Annotated in this window: 11 protein-coding genes; 9 read left to right on the top strand and 2 right to left on the bottom strand. The window is 75.0% G+C overall.

Annotation, left to right across the window (positions count from 1 at the left end; translation table 11 throughout):
- Window positions 1-61: 61 nt before the first annotated feature.
- Window positions 62-1,327: a DUF349 domain-containing protein gene (locus tag LWC35_RS11165; RefSeq protein ID WP_232870094.1), complete on the bottom strand. Its 1,266-nt coding sequence runs from the start codon at window positions 1,325-1,327 to the stop codon at window positions 62-64.
- Window positions 1,328-2,012: 685 nt separating this feature from the next.
- Between LWC35_RS11165 and LWC35_RS11170 the strand changes: the two genes are divergently transcribed.
- The 5 genes from LWC35_RS11170 (at window position 2,013) to LWC35_RS11190 (ending at window position 7,137) form a co-directional block, all read left to right on the top strand.
- Window positions 2,013-2,732 (top strand): class III extradiol dioxygenase subunit B-like domain-containing protein, encoded by a 720-nt coding sequence (locus LWC35_RS11170; RefSeq protein WP_232869990.1) that lies wholly within the window; start codon window positions 2,013-2,015, stop codon window positions 2,730-2,732.
- The gene (gene miaA / locus LWC35_RS11175) at window positions 2,729-3,628 is read left to right on the top strand and encodes a tRNA (adenosine(37)-N6)-dimethylallyltransferase MiaA (RefSeq protein WP_232869991.1); all 900 of its coding nucleotides are present in this window, start codon (window positions 2,729-2,731) and stop codon (window positions 3,626-3,628) included. Before LWC35_RS11170 ends, miaA begins: the two co-directional genes overlap by 4 nt.
- Before the next feature lie 69 nt (window positions 3,629-3,697).
- Window positions 3,698-4,528 carry a diaminopimelate epimerase gene (dapF, locus tag LWC35_RS11180; RefSeq protein ID WP_232869992.1) on the top strand — a complete coding sequence of 277 codons (831 nt, stop codon included), beginning with the start codon at window positions 3,698-3,700 and terminating at the stop codon, window positions 4,526-4,528.
- Between the two features lie 55 nt (window positions 4,529-4,583).
- Window positions 4,584-6,104 carry a GTPase HflX gene (hflX, locus tag LWC35_RS11185; protein ID WP_232869993.1) on the top strand — a complete coding sequence of 507 codons (1,521 nt, stop codon included), beginning with the start codon at window positions 4,584-4,586 and terminating at the stop codon, window positions 6,102-6,104.
- Window positions 6,055-7,137: an SMP-30/gluconolactonase/LRE family protein gene (locus LWC35_RS11190; protein ID WP_232869994.1), complete on the top strand. Its 1,083-nt coding sequence runs from the start codon at window positions 6,055-6,057 to the stop codon at window positions 7,135-7,137. Before hflX ends, LWC35_RS11190 begins: the two co-directional genes overlap by 50 nt.
- 33 nt (window positions 7,138-7,170) lie before the next feature.
- On the opposite strand, the gene lexA is transcribed toward LWC35_RS11190, so the two are convergent.
- Window positions 7,171-7,893 carry a transcriptional repressor LexA gene (gene lexA, locus LWC35_RS11195; protein ID WP_232869995.1) on the bottom strand — a complete coding sequence of 241 codons (723 nt, stop codon included), beginning with the start codon at window positions 7,891-7,893 and terminating at the stop codon, window positions 7,171-7,173.
- 848 nt (window positions 7,894-8,741) lie between these two features.
- Here lexA and LWC35_RS11200 point away from each other — a divergent pair.
- From LWC35_RS11200 to LWC35_RS11215, 4 genes are all read left to right on the top strand, one after another.
- The gene (locus LWC35_RS11200) at window positions 8,742-9,275 is read left to right on the top strand and encodes a hypothetical protein (protein WP_232869996.1); all 534 of its coding nucleotides are present in this window, start codon (window positions 8,742-8,744) and stop codon (window positions 9,273-9,275) included.
- A 594-nt stretch (window positions 9,276-9,869) separates the two neighbouring features.
- Entirely contained in the window at window positions 9,870-10,163 is a 294-nt protein-coding gene (locus LWC35_RS11205) for a hypothetical protein (protein ID WP_232869997.1), read from the top strand.
- Between the two features lie 554 nt (window positions 10,164-10,717).
- On the top strand, window positions 10,718-11,221 hold the full coding sequence (nrdR, locus tag LWC35_RS11210; RefSeq protein WP_232869998.1) for a transcriptional regulator NrdR: 504 nt from the start codon (window positions 10,718-10,720) through the stop codon (window positions 11,219-11,221).
- Window positions 11,222-11,354: 133 nt separating this feature from the next.
- Window positions 11,355-14,267 (top strand): vitamin B12-dependent ribonucleotide reductase, encoded by a 2,913-nt coding sequence (locus tag LWC35_RS11215; RefSeq protein ID WP_232869999.1) that lies wholly within the window; start codon window positions 11,355-11,357, stop codon window positions 14,265-14,267.
- Window positions 14,268-14,508: the final 241 nt, after the last annotated feature.

Here is a 14,508-nt window from a genome sequence, read left to right on the forward strand (position 1 = left end):
CATGATCACGGTCGGGGCGGACCTGGTCTCGCCAGGCGATGCTCGGCCCGCCGGGTCGTGATCAGCGGTCCTGGACCGACTGCTCCGCGGTCTCCAACCACTCCCGCCACTGCGCCGCCTGGGACTCCGCCTGCTCCGCCCGGCGCCTGTCGCCGGAGGCGCGGGCCTTCTCGGCCTGGGCCTCGAACTGGGCCACGCGGTCGCGGAACTGCGCGACGCGCGCCTCGGCCTCGGGGTCGGTGCGCCGCCACTGCCGGTCGGCCGCCTCGCGGACGGACTCCTCGACGGCCCGCAGGCGCTGCTCCAGCGGCCGCATGTCGTCGCGCGGGACCTTGCCGATCTCCTCCCAGCGCTCCTGGATGTGGCGCAGCGCGATCCGGGCGGCGTCGGGGTCCGAGGTGTCGATCTTCTCGGCCTCGTCGAGCAGCGAACGCTTGGCGTCGGCGTTCGCCGCGAACTCCGAGTCGCGCTCGGCGAAGACGGCCGAGCGGCGCGAGAAGAAGGTGTCCTGGGCGCTGCGGAAGCGATGCCAGAGGGCGTCGTCGGCGTCCTTCTGGGCGCGGCCGGCCGCCTTCCACTCCGTCATCAGGTCGCGGTAGCGGGCGGCGGTGGGGCCCCAGTCCTCGGACTCCGAGAGCGCCTCGGCCTCCGCGACCAGCTCCTCCTTGCGCGCCTTGGCCCCGGCCCGCTGCCGGTCGAGGTCGGCGAAGTGCGAGCCGCGGCGCCGGTTGAAGGCCTCCCGGGCGCGGGAGAAGCGCTTCCAGAGCGCCTCGTCCGTCTTGCGGTCGATGCCCTTGATCGTGCGCCACTCGTCGAGGATCGCCTTGTAGCGGTCCCCGGCCTGCTTCCACTGGGTGGACTCGGCGGCCATGCTCTCGGCCTCGGCGACCAGGTCCTCCTTGCGGGCGATCGCGGCGTGCCGCTGCTCGTCGCGCGCGGTGCGGGCGCTGGCGACCGCGTCCTCGGCCATCCCGACGAGCTCGTCGAGTCGCTTGCGCAGCCCGTCGAGGTCACCGACGACGGCGGCCTCGTCGAGCCCGTCCCGCAGGGCCTTCGCGCTGGTCAGGGCGTGCTTCGGATCCCCGCCGCCGGTGGCGAGCCGGGAGACGAGCAGCTCGGCCTCGGCGAGCAGGTCGTCGAAGCGGCGGGCGAAGTGGGCGAGGCCCTCGTCGGGGGCGCCGGCCTGCCAGGACCCGACCCGGCGCTCGCCCTCGGCGGTGCGGACGAAGACCGCACCCTCGGCGTCCACCCGGCCCCAGCGGGACGGGTGGTCCGAAGCCGTGGCGACGGGCGAGGGCTCGACGGGCGGGGCGGCGGGCCGGGCCACCGGTGCGGGCTGCGCCGGGCGGGCACCGGGGGGCGGGCCCGGCCGCGGGCCGGGCTTCGCGCCGGGCGGCGGCCCGGGCTTGGGCGGGCCGGGCTTCGGGGGTGCGGGCTTGGGAGCGGCGGGCGGTGCCGCCGCGGGCGGGGCGGGAGGCGGCGGCTCCACCGACCGCGGCTGTGCGGGCTCCGGTGCCGTGTCCGGGGTGGGGGACGTGGGCTCGGCCGCCTCTGCGGCGGCCGCTGCTGCGGCCGTCTCCGAGGCGGATCGCTCCGTCGGCTCCGGCTGCTCCGCCTGTTCGGCCGCCGCTTCCGGGCCCGGTCGGGACGTGTCCTGGGTGTCCGAAGCGGGAGTGCTCGCGGCGGTACCGGGCAGACCCTCCCGCTGCGTCTCGTCCGTGTGCTCGTCCGACACCGTCGTCCTCCCTCGTTCGGGCCCGCCACGAAGCGGGCGCCCCGCCGTCGAACGCCGGGGCCGTGCACGAACCGGCCGGTCGCGACGCGCGACCACCGGTCGGCGGAATTCAAACAGGTCGGGCGGGCGCACGGAACCGCCGCGACCCGGACGAGACCGCGGACGGCCGCCTGAGCGCGCCGAGTCGCGGAGCGCGCCACTCTGCGGTCCCCAGCGGGCACGCAGGGTGACCGGAGGGTGGCGGCGGGGCCGCCGGGCCCGCACTACTGTCGGTCGCGTGCTCTCGCTGGTCGTCGTGCTCCCGCACCCCCCGCTCCTCGTCCCGGAACTGGCCGCCGGGGCGGCGGGGGAGACCGCGGAGCTGCGCGCGGCGGTGCGCTCGGCCGCGAGCCGGCTCGCGGAGGCGGCGCCGGAGTGGATCGCCGTGGGAGCCGACGCGGGCGGCCGCCGGACCGTCCCGCCCGCGACCGCCGGGACGTTCGCGGGCTTCGGCCGGGACGTCCGGGTCGTGCTCGGTCCCGGGGCGGGCGCGCCGGATCCGGAGCTCCCGCTTCCCCTCCTCGTCGCCGGCTGGGTCGCCGGCGGGACCGGACGCGCCCTGCACGTCCGCGGCGAGCTGGTCGCCGACGACGCCCCCACCGCCGACTGCCTCCGGCTCGGGCGGGAGCTGGCCGCCGAGGCCGACGCCGTCGACGGCCCGGTCGGGCTGCTGATCGTCGGCGACGGCGCGGCCACCCACACGGAGAAGGCCCCCGGCCATCTCGACGAGCGGGCCGGCCCGTTCGACGCCGGCGTCGCGAAGGCCCTCGAGCACGGCGACCCCGCCCCCCTGGCCGCCCTCGACCCCGGGCTCGCCGCCGAGCTGTGGGCCGCCGGCCGGGCCCCGTGGCAGGTCCTGGCCGGGGCCGCGGAGGACCGGGACTGGCGCGGCGAGCTGCTGTACTCCGCGGCGCCCTACGGCGTGGCCTACCACGTGGCGGTCTGGACACCGGCATGACGAGGCTCGTCGCCGTCGTCGGGCCGACCGCGACGGGCAAGTCCGACCTGGGGCTGGACCTGGCCGAGGCGCTGGGCGGCGAGGTCGTCAACGCCGACGCGATGCAGCTCTACCGGGGGCTCGACATCGGCACCGCGAAGCTCCCGGTCGGCGAGCGTCGCGGCGTCCCGCACCACCTCCTCGACGTCCTCGACGTCACCGAGGCCGCCTCGGTCGCCGTCTACCAGCGGGAGGCGCGCGCCACGATCGAGGGGCTGCTCGCCGCCGGCCGCACGCCGGTCCTGGTCGGCGGGTCCGGGCTGTACGTCCAGGCCGTGGTCGACGAGCTGGAGTTCCCGGGCACCGACCCCGCGGTCCGCCGCCGCTGGGAGGCCGAGCTCGCCGCCGTCGGGGCGCCGGCCCTGCACCGCAGGCTGGCCGAGGTCGATCCCACCGCCGCACAGAACGTCCTCCCGAGCAACGGCCGCCGGATCGTCCGGGCGCTGGAGGTCATCGAGCTGACCGGGCACCCCTTCCGGGCCACGCTCCCGGGGCAGCGCACGCCCCGGTACGACGCCGTGCTGATCGGGGTCGACCGGGAGACCGCGGAGCTCGACGAGCGGGTCGCCCGCCGCGTGGAGCTGATGATGGCCGCCGGGCTGGTCGAGGAGACCCGCGGGCTGCTGGAGAAGGGCCTGCGGGAGGGCCGGACGGCATCCCGGGCCCTCGGTTACCAGCAGGTCGTCGCCGCCCTCGACGGCGAGTACGACCTGGCGACGGCCGCCGAGGAGACCGTCCGCGCCACCCGTCGGTTCGTGCGCCGGCAGCGCTCCTGGTTCCGCCGCGACCCCCGCATCCACTGGCTCGACGGCGCGGACCCGGAACTGTCGGCGCTGGCTCGTAGGCTGGTCACGTGAGCGAGCGCCGGCGAGCGAACCACGGACACCGCAGTGACGCGAGCGGCCGAGCGTCTGCGAGGACGAGCGGTGAGTGACGGCATCCCCTTCTCGAAGGGCCACGGCACGCAGAACGACTTCGTCGTGCTGCCCGACCCCGAGGGCGCCCTCGACCTCACGCCGGAGCGGGTCGCCGCGCTGTGCGACCGGCGGCGCGGGCTCGGGGCGGACGGGGTGCTGCGCGTGGTCCGGTCGGCCGCGTTGGGCGTCGACGGGCCCGAGTGGTTCATGGACTACCGCAACGCGGACGGGTCGGTGGCCGAGATGTGCGGCAACGGCGTGCGCGTCTTCGCCCGGTACCTGCAGCACGCGGGCTGGTTCCGCGGCGGGGAGCTGCCGCTGGGCACGCGGGCGGGCGTCAAGGTCGTCACGCTCGAGGGGGACCGGGTCGCCGTGGAGATGGGCCGGGCGCTGGTCGGCCCCGAGAGCGCCGCGACGGTCGGCGGGCGGGAGTTCCCGGGCGTGGCGGTCGACGTCGGGAACCCGCACCTCGCGTGCGTCACCGACACCGACCTCGCCGCCCTGGACCTGACCGTGCCGCCGGGGCGGGACGAGGCGCTGTTCCCGAACGGGGCCAACGTCGAGTTCGTCGCGCCCGCACGCGGCGACGCGCCGGTGGCGATGCGCGTGCACGAGCGCGGGGTGGGGGAGACCCGGTCCTGCGGCACCGGCACGGTGGCGGCCGTCGTGGCCTCGCTGCGCGCGGCCGGGCGCGGGGAGGGCCGGTTGCCCGTCGACACCCCCGGCGGTCGGCTGGAGGTCACGGTCCGCGAGGGCGGGGCGTCGACCGTCCTGCACGGTCCGGCGGTCCTGGTCGCGCACGGTGAACTGGATCGATCGTGGTGGGAGACCGCCGGGTGACGCGCGGGAAACGGTCCGACGCGACGACCCGAAACGTGGGACACTCGACCTCACGATGACTCAATCCCCCCTGCGCTACACGCCTGCCGACGATGCTCTCGACCCCTCGCGGGGTGAGATGGAGCTGGAGGAACGGTCCTCGCTCCGGCGGGTCGCGGGTCTGTCGACCGAACTCACCGACATCACCGAGGTCGAGTACCGGCAGCTGCGGCTCGAGCGGGTCGTGCTGGTCGGGGTCTGGACCGAGGGCAGCTCCGAGCAGGCCAACGCCTCGCTCGTCGAGCTGGCCCGGCTCGCCGAGACCGCCGGCTCCCAGGTCATGGACGGCCTGGTGCAGCGGCGGAGCAAGCCCGATCCCGCGACCTTCATCGGCTCCGGCAAGGTCGACGAGCTGTCCGTCGCCGTGCAGGCCGCCGGCGCCGACACCGTGATCTGCGACGGCGAGCTCTCGCCCGGCCAGCTGCGCCAGCTGGAGGACAAGCTCAAGGTCAAGGTGATCGACCGGACCGCCCTGATCCTCGACATCTTCGCCCAACACGCCCGCTCGCGCGACGGCAAGGCCCAGGTCGAGCTGGCCCAGCTGTCCTACCTCCTGCCGCGCCTGCGCGGCTGGGGTGAGGCGCTGTCCCGGCAGGTCGGTGGCCGCGCCGCCGGCGGTGTGGGTATCGGTGGCCGTGGTCCCGGTGAGACCAAGATCGAGCTGGACCGCAGGCGCATCCGCCACCGCATGTCCAAGCTGCGCCGCGAGATCGCCGCGATGAGCCGGGTGCGCGACACCCAGCGCGGCTCCCGCCGCCGCAGCGACGTGCCGAGCGTCGCGATCGTCGGCTACACCAACGCCGGCAAGTCCTCGCTGCTCAACGCGCTGACCGATGCCGGTGTCCTGGTCGAGGACGCGCTGTTCGCCACCCTGGACCCCACCACCCGCCGCGCGGAGACGCCGGACGGGCGCACCTACACCCTCACCGACACGGTCGGGTTCGTCCGGCACCTGCCACACCAGCTCGTGGAGGCCTTCCGCTCCACGCTGGAGGAGGCCGGCCAGGCCGACCTGCTGGTCCACGTCGTCGACGCCTCGGACCCGCTGCCCGAGGACCAGATCGCCGCGGTGCGCAAGGTCCTGGTCGAGATCGGCGAGGAGCAGGGCGGGACCATGCCGCCGGAACTGCTCGTCGTCAACAAGACCGATGCGGCCGGCGACCTCGCGCTCGCCCGGCTGCGGCACCTGCTGCCCGACGCGGTGTTCGTCTCGGCCCACCGGGGCGACGGGGTGGCCCGGCTCAAGGCCTGCATCGCCGAGCGGCTCCCGCGGCCCGAGGTCGACCTCGAGCTGCTCGTGCCCTACACCGAGGGCGGGCTGGTCGCGCGGCTGCACTCGGACGGCGAGGTGCTCGCCTCCGAGCACACCCCGGAGGGCACGCGCCTGCACGTCCGGGTCCGGCCCGAGCTCGCCGTCGCGGCCGTGCCGTTCGCGATCGGGGGGACCGGGCCGTCCTCCGCAGAGGGCGAGGCGGCCGGTCCGCGGAGTGCGAACGACGCCGTGCCGGCCGGAGCGCGCGTCGCTACGCGCGGCTGAACGCACCGGCGTTCTCGGCGCCGTCCTCCTGCTGACGCTGCTGCTCGCCACCCCGGCGGGCGCGGCGCCGGCCGCACCCGAGGACCGCTGCACGGTCACCGACCGCCGCCTCCTCGAGCTCTCGGGGCTGGCCGTCGACGCCGGCGGCGGGATCTGGGCGATGAGCGACGGCGGCAGCCGGGTCGCGATCCACCGGCTCGACCCGGGCACCTGCGCGGTCCTCGGGACCCGCACCGCGGCCCTGGACCCGTACGACGCCGAGGACCTCGCGATCGCGCCCGACGGCGCGTTCTGGGTCGCCGACACCGGGGACAACGACCGGGCCCGGGACACGGTGGCCCTCCTCGTGCTGCCGCCCGACGGCGCGGCCCGGCTGCACCGGCTGACCTACCCCGACGGCCCGCACGACGCCGAGGCCGTGCTGATCGGCGCCGACGGCGTGCCCGTGCTCGTCACCAAGGAGGTCACCGGCACCGCCGGGGTCTACCGGCCCGCGGGCCCGCTCGCCGAGCCCGGCCCCACGCCGTTGATGCGCGCCGGCTCGGCCGGCTTCCCGCGGTCCGAGACCCGCGGCGGCCCCATCGGCGCCCTCGGTGCCTTCACCGTGACCAGTGGGGCGACGAGCGCCGATCGCGAGGTCGTCGCCCTCCGCACCTACACCGACGCCTGGCTCTACCGCGTGCCGCCGTCCGGCGACCTGGTGGCCGCGCTGCAGGGCACGCCCCTGCAGGTTCCGCTGCCGGACGAGCCCCAGGGCGAGGCGCTCGCGTTCCTCCCCGACGGCACGTTGCTCTCCGGGTCCGAGACCCGCGGTCTGGACCGCGGCCGGCTCCGCGCGGTGCCCGGCGCCGTCGAGGCGACCCTCGCCGCCGCACCGCCGGAGCCCACGGCCGCACCGCCCCCTCCGGCGACCCCGCCGGAACCCGCCCCGGACTGGCTGCCCGCGGCGATCGGGGGTGGGATCGCGGTCTTGCTGCTGGGCCTTGCCGCGGGCGCGATGGCCCTGCACGGGCGGCGCCGCTCTCGCGTGTGACGAGCCCGTCGAGGCTGCCTGACGGGCCGCCCGTCAGAGCCGGCGGAGCACCGCGACGACGCGGCCCAGGATGGTCGCCTCGTTACCGTCGATCGGCTCGTAGGCCGGGTTGGCCGGCATCAGCCAGACCTGCCCGTCGGCGCGCTTGAAGGTCTTGACCGTGGCCTCGCCGTCGATCATCGCCGCGACGATCTCGCCCTGCTCGGCCACCGGCTGCTGGCGCACGACGACCCAGTCGCCGTCCGTGATCGCGGCCTCGACCATCGAGTCACCCTTGACGTTGAGCAGGAACAGCGTGCCCTCGCCGACGATCTCGCGCGGCAGCGGGAACACGCTCTCCACCGCCTGCTCGGCCAGGATCGGGCCACCGGCGGCGATGTTGCCCAGCAGGGGCACGAACGCCGGCGCCGGCCGCTCGGCGCGGACCTCGGAGGCGTCGGAGCCGTCCGAGTCCTCCTCCGGGCTGCGCACGTCGACCGCGCGGGTCCGGTTGGGGTCGCGCCGCAGGTACCCCTTGCGCTCCAGCGTGCGGAGCTGGTGGTGCACCGACGACGTGGAGGTCAGCCCCACCGCGTCGCCGATCTCCCGGACACTCGGCGGGTAGCCGAAGCGCTCCACCCAGTCCCGGATCACCTCGAGCACCTTGCGCTGCCGAGGGGTGAGGCCCACCGGGTCCGCCGGCGGGTCCGGGAAGGCGCGCACCTGTCCGGGCTCCCGGCCGGTTCCGCCGGCTCCGCCGGACTCGTCCCGTGCCATCTGCCTGCCGCCTCCTCGTGTGCCTGTCTCGTGCTCCGTCCCCGGGCCCGTCCCGGCCGCGGGGCCTGATCCGCTGCCCGGCTCCCGCGCGTCGCCGGTGCCCTCGGCCGGTCGCCCCGGAGTCCGTGCCCGTTCCGCCGGGCCGTACTCCCGGGGAGCCGGACCGGGCGCCGGGCGGGCCGGTGCCGGTCGGTGACCCGGACGGCCCGTCCGGCGAAGCCGGCCGGTCCGTCGGGAACGGACGGTAGCCCGGATCCGGCCGATCGCCAAACACATGTTCGAACGACACGCCGATCGTGTCGGCGCGGACTCGTGACGCGGGGTCGCGGCGGTGGTAGAACCTCGCACGGTTGTTCGAATCGAACATGTGTGCGAGAGTCGGCCGCTGAGCGGCGCGGACGAGGCGGAAGGGGTCTGCCGTGAACGGCGCGGGGATCGCGGAGGACGTGGTGGACGGACCGGCGGCGGCCGCGGGCGCGAGCGGGCGGGGCGGCGGGGGCGGCGTCGGCGTGTCGCGCGGGCGCGACTCGGTCGACGAGCGCCGGGCCGCCGCCGGCCGGGCCGGCCGGGTCCCGCCGGCGCGCGAACGGGGGACCGGCATGGACGGGGAACGCGAGGCAGGGCCGTCCCGGGGGCCGCGGCCGGTGCGACCCGCTCGCACCTCCCGCCGCGCCCGGCGTCCGGCGCAAGCTCCGGGCAGTGGCGTGGAGGCGGCTCGGGAGCCGGTCGTGCGGACGGGACGGGCGTCGTCGTGGGCCGTCGACCCGGCGCCCTGCTCCCACGGGCACGCCGCGCCCGTGCGGGGTGGCTCGCTCCGAGGAGTCGAGGCGGGAGAGTCCGCTTCTGCCGTGAGGGTGCCAGGGAGCGCTCTGCGGGCGCTGCGGATCGGCGGTTCCGCCATGCGGACCCCGGAGGCCGAGGCGCTGCGCGGGTCCGACGCCGCCGTGCGGGCCCGTGGAGCCCACGTGGGCGCCTGGCGGGTGTCCGGCCCTGCCATGGTGGTGGGCGGCGCGCCTCGGACGTTCCGCACGCCCGTGCGCGTGCCGACCGGCAGGATCTCGGCGGCGCGGCACCGGATGCGGCGCGCCGTGGCGGTCGTCGCCCTCGCCCTGGCCTCCGCCGCCGTCGTGGTCGGGCTCGGGCTCGTGGCCGGGGCAGCGGGGGACGCCCACGTCCGCGCGGCCGTGCCGGCGGGGGCCGTCCAGGTGGCCGTCGAGCCGGGGGAGTCGATCTGGGACGTTGCACGGCGGACGGTCCCCGGCGCCGGCCCGGCCGGCGCCGGCGGTACCGCCGCCGTCGTCGAGCGCATCGCGGCGGACAACGCGCTGCCCGTGGACGCGGCGCCGCTGCCCACCGGGCTCGTGCTGCGCGTCCCGGCCTGACGCCCGGGGCTCGTCGTCCGATCGGTGACGCCGGTCACGGCGGGCACCGGTTCTTGTCGGTGGTGGTTGATAGGAATCGCACACGCGTTCGACCGGTGGTCCGGGCATCCGGCTCGGGTGGGGTCGGCGCAGTGGTGGGAGGTCGTCATGGATCCCAGGAGTGCAGTACTGGTCGGGGAGCCGAGGGAAGTGTCGGGCGAGGTGCCGACCGGCGCGGTGCCCGCCGGGCCGTCCGGGCTGCCCGCCGGCTCGTCGAGCGGCGCGCGAGCCGGCGTGCCGGGCGAGCGGCGGGCCGGCACGCACCCGGGGGTCCGTCCGCGTCCCCGCCCGGCGGGCCGCGCCGCGGCCGCTCGGGAGCCCGGCGGCCGGACCGCCGCCGGCCGCGACTGTGCGGACCGCGACCTCGCGGGCCGTCATTCCGGTGGCCGCGACTCCGCCGTCCGTCCGTACGGTGGCCGCAACCTCGGCCGTGACGCCGGTGACCGCGAGGTCGGCCGGGGACCCGGCGGTCCCGCTTTCGGTGAGGCAGCCGACCGCGGGCACGCTCTCCGGGGTCGCCCCACCGGTTCGCCGGCGCGCGTCGTCGGAGCCTACGTGTCGGGGGCCCGGGCCCGCCTGGTCCGTCCGGCCGACGGCCCCGCCGTGGTCCCGGGCTGCCACCCCGTCGTCCGGCCCCGGCCCGCCGTGGCCGACTCGCGGTGCGTCCCGGCGCCCCGCCTGCGCCCGTCCCGGCTCTCGCGCTACGAGCGGACCGGTGGGGCCCGCAGGCTCGCCGGCGAGGCCCGCACCGGCCTGCTCGACCGGGTTCTGGCGGTCGCCGCGGTGGCGCTGGCGTCGGCCACGGTCGTCGTCGGTCTCGGTCTGCTCGCCGACCTCGTCGCGCGATGAGCTCGCCGCCCGGCGAGGGCGGCCGGGGAGCCCGGACGGCGCCACCGGCAGGCCGGAGGACCGAGGGTGACGAAGTCCCCGCGGCGTCCGGAGTGGAGTCGCCGGTGGATCCGCCGGGGTCGGTGATGCGTCCTGTGGGTGGCGTGCGTCTCCTCTCGGGCACGGTGAGTGCCGGTGCCGTCGACACGCCGAGGAGGTCGACACGCCGGGCCACGACCGTCGACGCGTTCCCCGCAGTTCACCGGCGTGTCGCCGATGCGGCGAACGGTCGCGGTCCCGTACTCCGTCCGATCGGCACCCACGCAGGCGTGCAGGAACCGGGCGTGACCTGCGGGCCGTCACGGGGTGTCGCCACCCGGCCACCGGGGCACCCGGGGACGGGCCGGCCACGGCGCTCGTGAGAGGTTCCTTCCCGATCGGGGGAAGTCCGCACGACCCACCGCACGGAGATGGCGCGACCCCTACATGTTGTGGTTACATCCGTGTTGTTCGCCCACAGATTGGGTTCGGCGCAGGCCGAGTCGTCGGGCGCGTCGAGGTCGGGGGAGGTCCGGATGCGGTGCCCGTTCTGCCGTCACACGGACTGCAAGGTGATCGACTCCCGTGAGGTCGACGAGGGCGCGGCGACCCGTCGCCGGCGCTCCTGCCAGGCCTGTGGGAAGCGCTTCACCACCGTCGAGGAGCCGGTGCTCGCGGTGTTGAAGCGCAGTGGCGTCACGGAGCCGTTCAGCCGCGACAAGGTCGTGAGCGGCGTGCGCCGGGCCTGCCAGGGCCGACCGGTCGACGAGGACGCGTTGCAGAAGCTCGCGCACCGCGTCGAGGAGGCCGTCCGGGCGGGCGGGACCGCAGAGATCCCCAGCCACGAGGTGGGGCTGGCGATCCTCGGTCCGTTGAAGGAGCTCGACGAGGTGGCGTACCTGCGCTTCGCGAGCGTCTACCGCTCCTTCTCGTCCATCGAGGACTTCGAGAAGGAGATCGCCGATCTGCGCAGGGCGGCTGCCGGGGAAGCAGTCGACCGGCGGGACCGGGCCGGGAGGAACGCGGGACCGACCGGGTAGGGGGTCCGAGGGACCCGTGGGGCCGACCCGGACTACGGAAGTCGAGCCGACCCCGATCTCGCAGGCAGGACACCCGCCGTCGCCCCAGCCGGCGGAGGGTGCAGCACATGGTCGGATGCGAATGAGGGAGAGCATGACGGAGACCGTCGGGGCGGAGTCCGCCGGAAGCACCGCGAGCACGCCCGGTGCCGGTGCCAAGGGCTCCGCGGGGGGAACGGGCCGCGGCCGGCCCGCGAAGGCCGGCAAGCAGGGTGTCAGGCGGGGCCTGACCGTCGAGCGGCTCCACACGACTCCCGGGGTCCACCCGTACGACGAGGTGACCTGGGAGCGTCGCGACGTCGTCATGACGAACTGGCGCGACGGCAGTGTGAACTTCGAGCAGCGGGGCGTCGAGTTCCCCGACTTCTGGTCGATGAACGCCACCAACATCGTGACCAGCAAGTACTTCCGCGGCGCGGTCGGCTCCCCGCAGCGCGAGTCCAGCCTGCGCACCCTGATCGACCGGGTCGTCGGCAGCTACCACCGCGCCGGCGTGGAGCACGGCTACTTCGCCACGGACTCCGACGCCGAGATCTTCGCCGAGGAGCTGACCTGGATGCTTCTGCACCAGGTGTTCAGCTTCAACTCGCCGGTGTGGTTCAACGTCGGCACCGCCTCGCCGCAGCAGGTCAGCGCCTGCTTCATCCTCGCGGTCGACGACACCATGGAGTCGATCCTGAACTGGTACCGCGAGGAGGGCCTGATCTTCAAGGGCGGCTCCGGCGCGGGCCTCAACCTCTCGCGCATCCGGTCGTCGAAGGAGCTGCTGTCCTCCGGCGGCACCGCCTCCGGCCCGGTCTCCTTCATGCGCGGCGCGGACGCCTCGGCCGGCACCATCAAGTCCGGCGGCGCCACCCGGCGGGCCGCGAAGATGGTCGTGCTCGACGTCGACCACCCCGACATCGAGGAGTTCGTCCAGACCAAGGCCAAGGAGGAGGCGAAGATCCGCGTCCTGCGCGACGCGGGCTTCGACATGGACCTGGGCGGCTCCGACATCACGTCGGTGCAGTACCAGAACGCCAACAACTCCGTCCGCGTCACGGACGAGTTCATGCACGCGGTCGAGGGCGGCACCGACTTCGGGCTCCGCTCCCGCACCACCGGCGAGATCATCGAGCGTACGGACGCCCGGACGCTGTTCCGCGGCATCGCCCAGGCCGCCTGGGAGTGCGCCGACCCGGGCCTGCAGTACGACGACACCATCAACGACTGGCACACCTGCCCCGAGTCGGGCCGGATCAGCGCGTCGAACCCGTGCTCGGAGTACATGCACCTGGACAACTCCAGCTGCAACCTGGCCTCGCTGAACCTGCTCAAGTTCCTCGGCGAGGACGGCCGGTTCGACGCGCCGCGCTTCGCCAAGGCCGTCGAGCTGATCATCACGGCCATGGACATCTCGATCTGCTTCGCGGACTTCCCGACGGAGCCGATCGCGGACACCACGCGCAAGTTCCGGCAGCTGGGCATCGGCTACGCCAACCTCGGCGCGCTGCTCATGGCGACCGGGCACGCGTACGACTCCGAGGGCGGCCGCTCGCTCGCCGCGTCGATCACCTCGCTGATGACCGGCGCCGCCTACAAACGGTCCGCCGAGCTCGCCGGTGTCGTCGGTCCGTACGAGGGCTACGCCCGCAACGCGGAGTCGCACCAGCGCGTCATGCGCAAGCACGCCGCCGCCAACGACGGCTACCGCACCTTCCCGGCCAGCACCGCCATCCAGAAGCTGGCCACCCTCACCTGGAAGGACGCGCTGGCCACCGGCGAGAAGAACGGCTGGCGCAACGCCCAGGCCTCCGTGCTGGCCCCGACCGGCACCATCGGTCTGATGATGGACTGCGACACGACCGGCATCGAGCCGGACCTGGCGCTGGTCAAGTTCAAGAAGCTGGTCGGCGGCGGCTCCATGCAGATCGTCAACCAGACCGTGCGGCGGGCGCTCGACCAGCTCGGCTACCAGGCCGAGCAGGCCGAGGCGATCGTCGAGTACGTGGCCGAGCACGGGCACGTCGTCGACGCGCCGGGCATGAAGCCGGAGCACTACGAGGTCTTCGACTGCGCCATGGGCGAGCGCTCGATCGCGCCGATGGGGCACGTCCGGATGATGGCCGCGGTGCAGCCGTTCCTCTCGGGCGCCATCTCGAAGACGGTCAACATGCCCGAGGCCGCGTCGGTCGACGACGTGGAGAAGATCTACCTCGAGGGCTGGCGGCTCGGCCTCAAGGCGCTCGCGATCTACCGCGACAACTGCAAGGTCGGCCAGCCGCTCTCCGCCGGCAAGAAGGCGAGGTCGTCCTCGGAGAGCGAGAAGGCCGAGGCCGAGCCGCAGGTGGTCGTCGAGCAGCGGCCGATCCGCAAGCGGCTGCCGAAGAAGCGCCCGAGCCAGACCGTGTCCTTCACGGTCGCCGGGGCCGAGGGCTACCTGACCGCCGGCTCCTACCCGGACGACGGGCTGGGCGAGATCTTCGTCAAGCTCGGCAAGCAGGGCTCGACCCTGGCCGGTGTCATGGACGCCTTCTCCATGTCGATCTCGGTCGGCCTGCAGTACGGCATCCCGCTGGAGTTCTACGTCTCGAAGTTCTCCAACCTGCGCTTCGAGCCGGCGGGCATGACGGACGACCCGGACGTCCGGATCGCCACCTCGGTGCTGGACTACCTGTTCCGCCGCCTGGCGCTGGACTACCTGCCCTACGAGAAGCGCGCCCAGCTGGGCATCTTCTCCGCGGCGGAGCGGGCGTCGCAGGTGGAGCAGGACTACGGCTCGGGCCCGATCGACACCGATGTGGACCTCGACGCCGTTCGGTCCAGCGTGGACATCACGCCGCCGTCGACCGAACCGGCCGGTGTGGACCCGGCGCCGGTCGAGGTCGGCAGCTCCACCGAGCTGCTCGAGCTGCGGCTGGGCAAGGCGGCCGACGCGCCGCTCTGCCTCACCTGCGGCACCAAGATGCGCCCGGCGGGCTCCTGCTACCTCTGCGAGGGCTGCGGCTCCACCAGCGGCTGCAGCTGAGCCGCCGCTGACGGACGGCCCCGCCCCCGCGCTCCGGGAGCGGGGCCGTCCGCATCTCCCGCACCATGGAACCAACGTGCGATTCCTCGGGCGTCGGACACGCATTATGGAACCATAACGCGAAATCTCGGGCATTCTTATCGCACTATGGAACCATAATGCGCAATCCGGCGCCCTCTGGACGCGTTATGGAGCCATAATGCGCTATCTGAACTCTTCCGAGCGCGTCAGGGATCCGTAC

Source organism: Pseudonocardia kujensis, from assembly GCF_021283305.1.
Taxonomy (GTDB): Bacteria; Actinomycetota; Actinomycetes; order Mycobacteriales; family Pseudonocardiaceae; genus Pseudonocardia; species Pseudonocardia kujensis.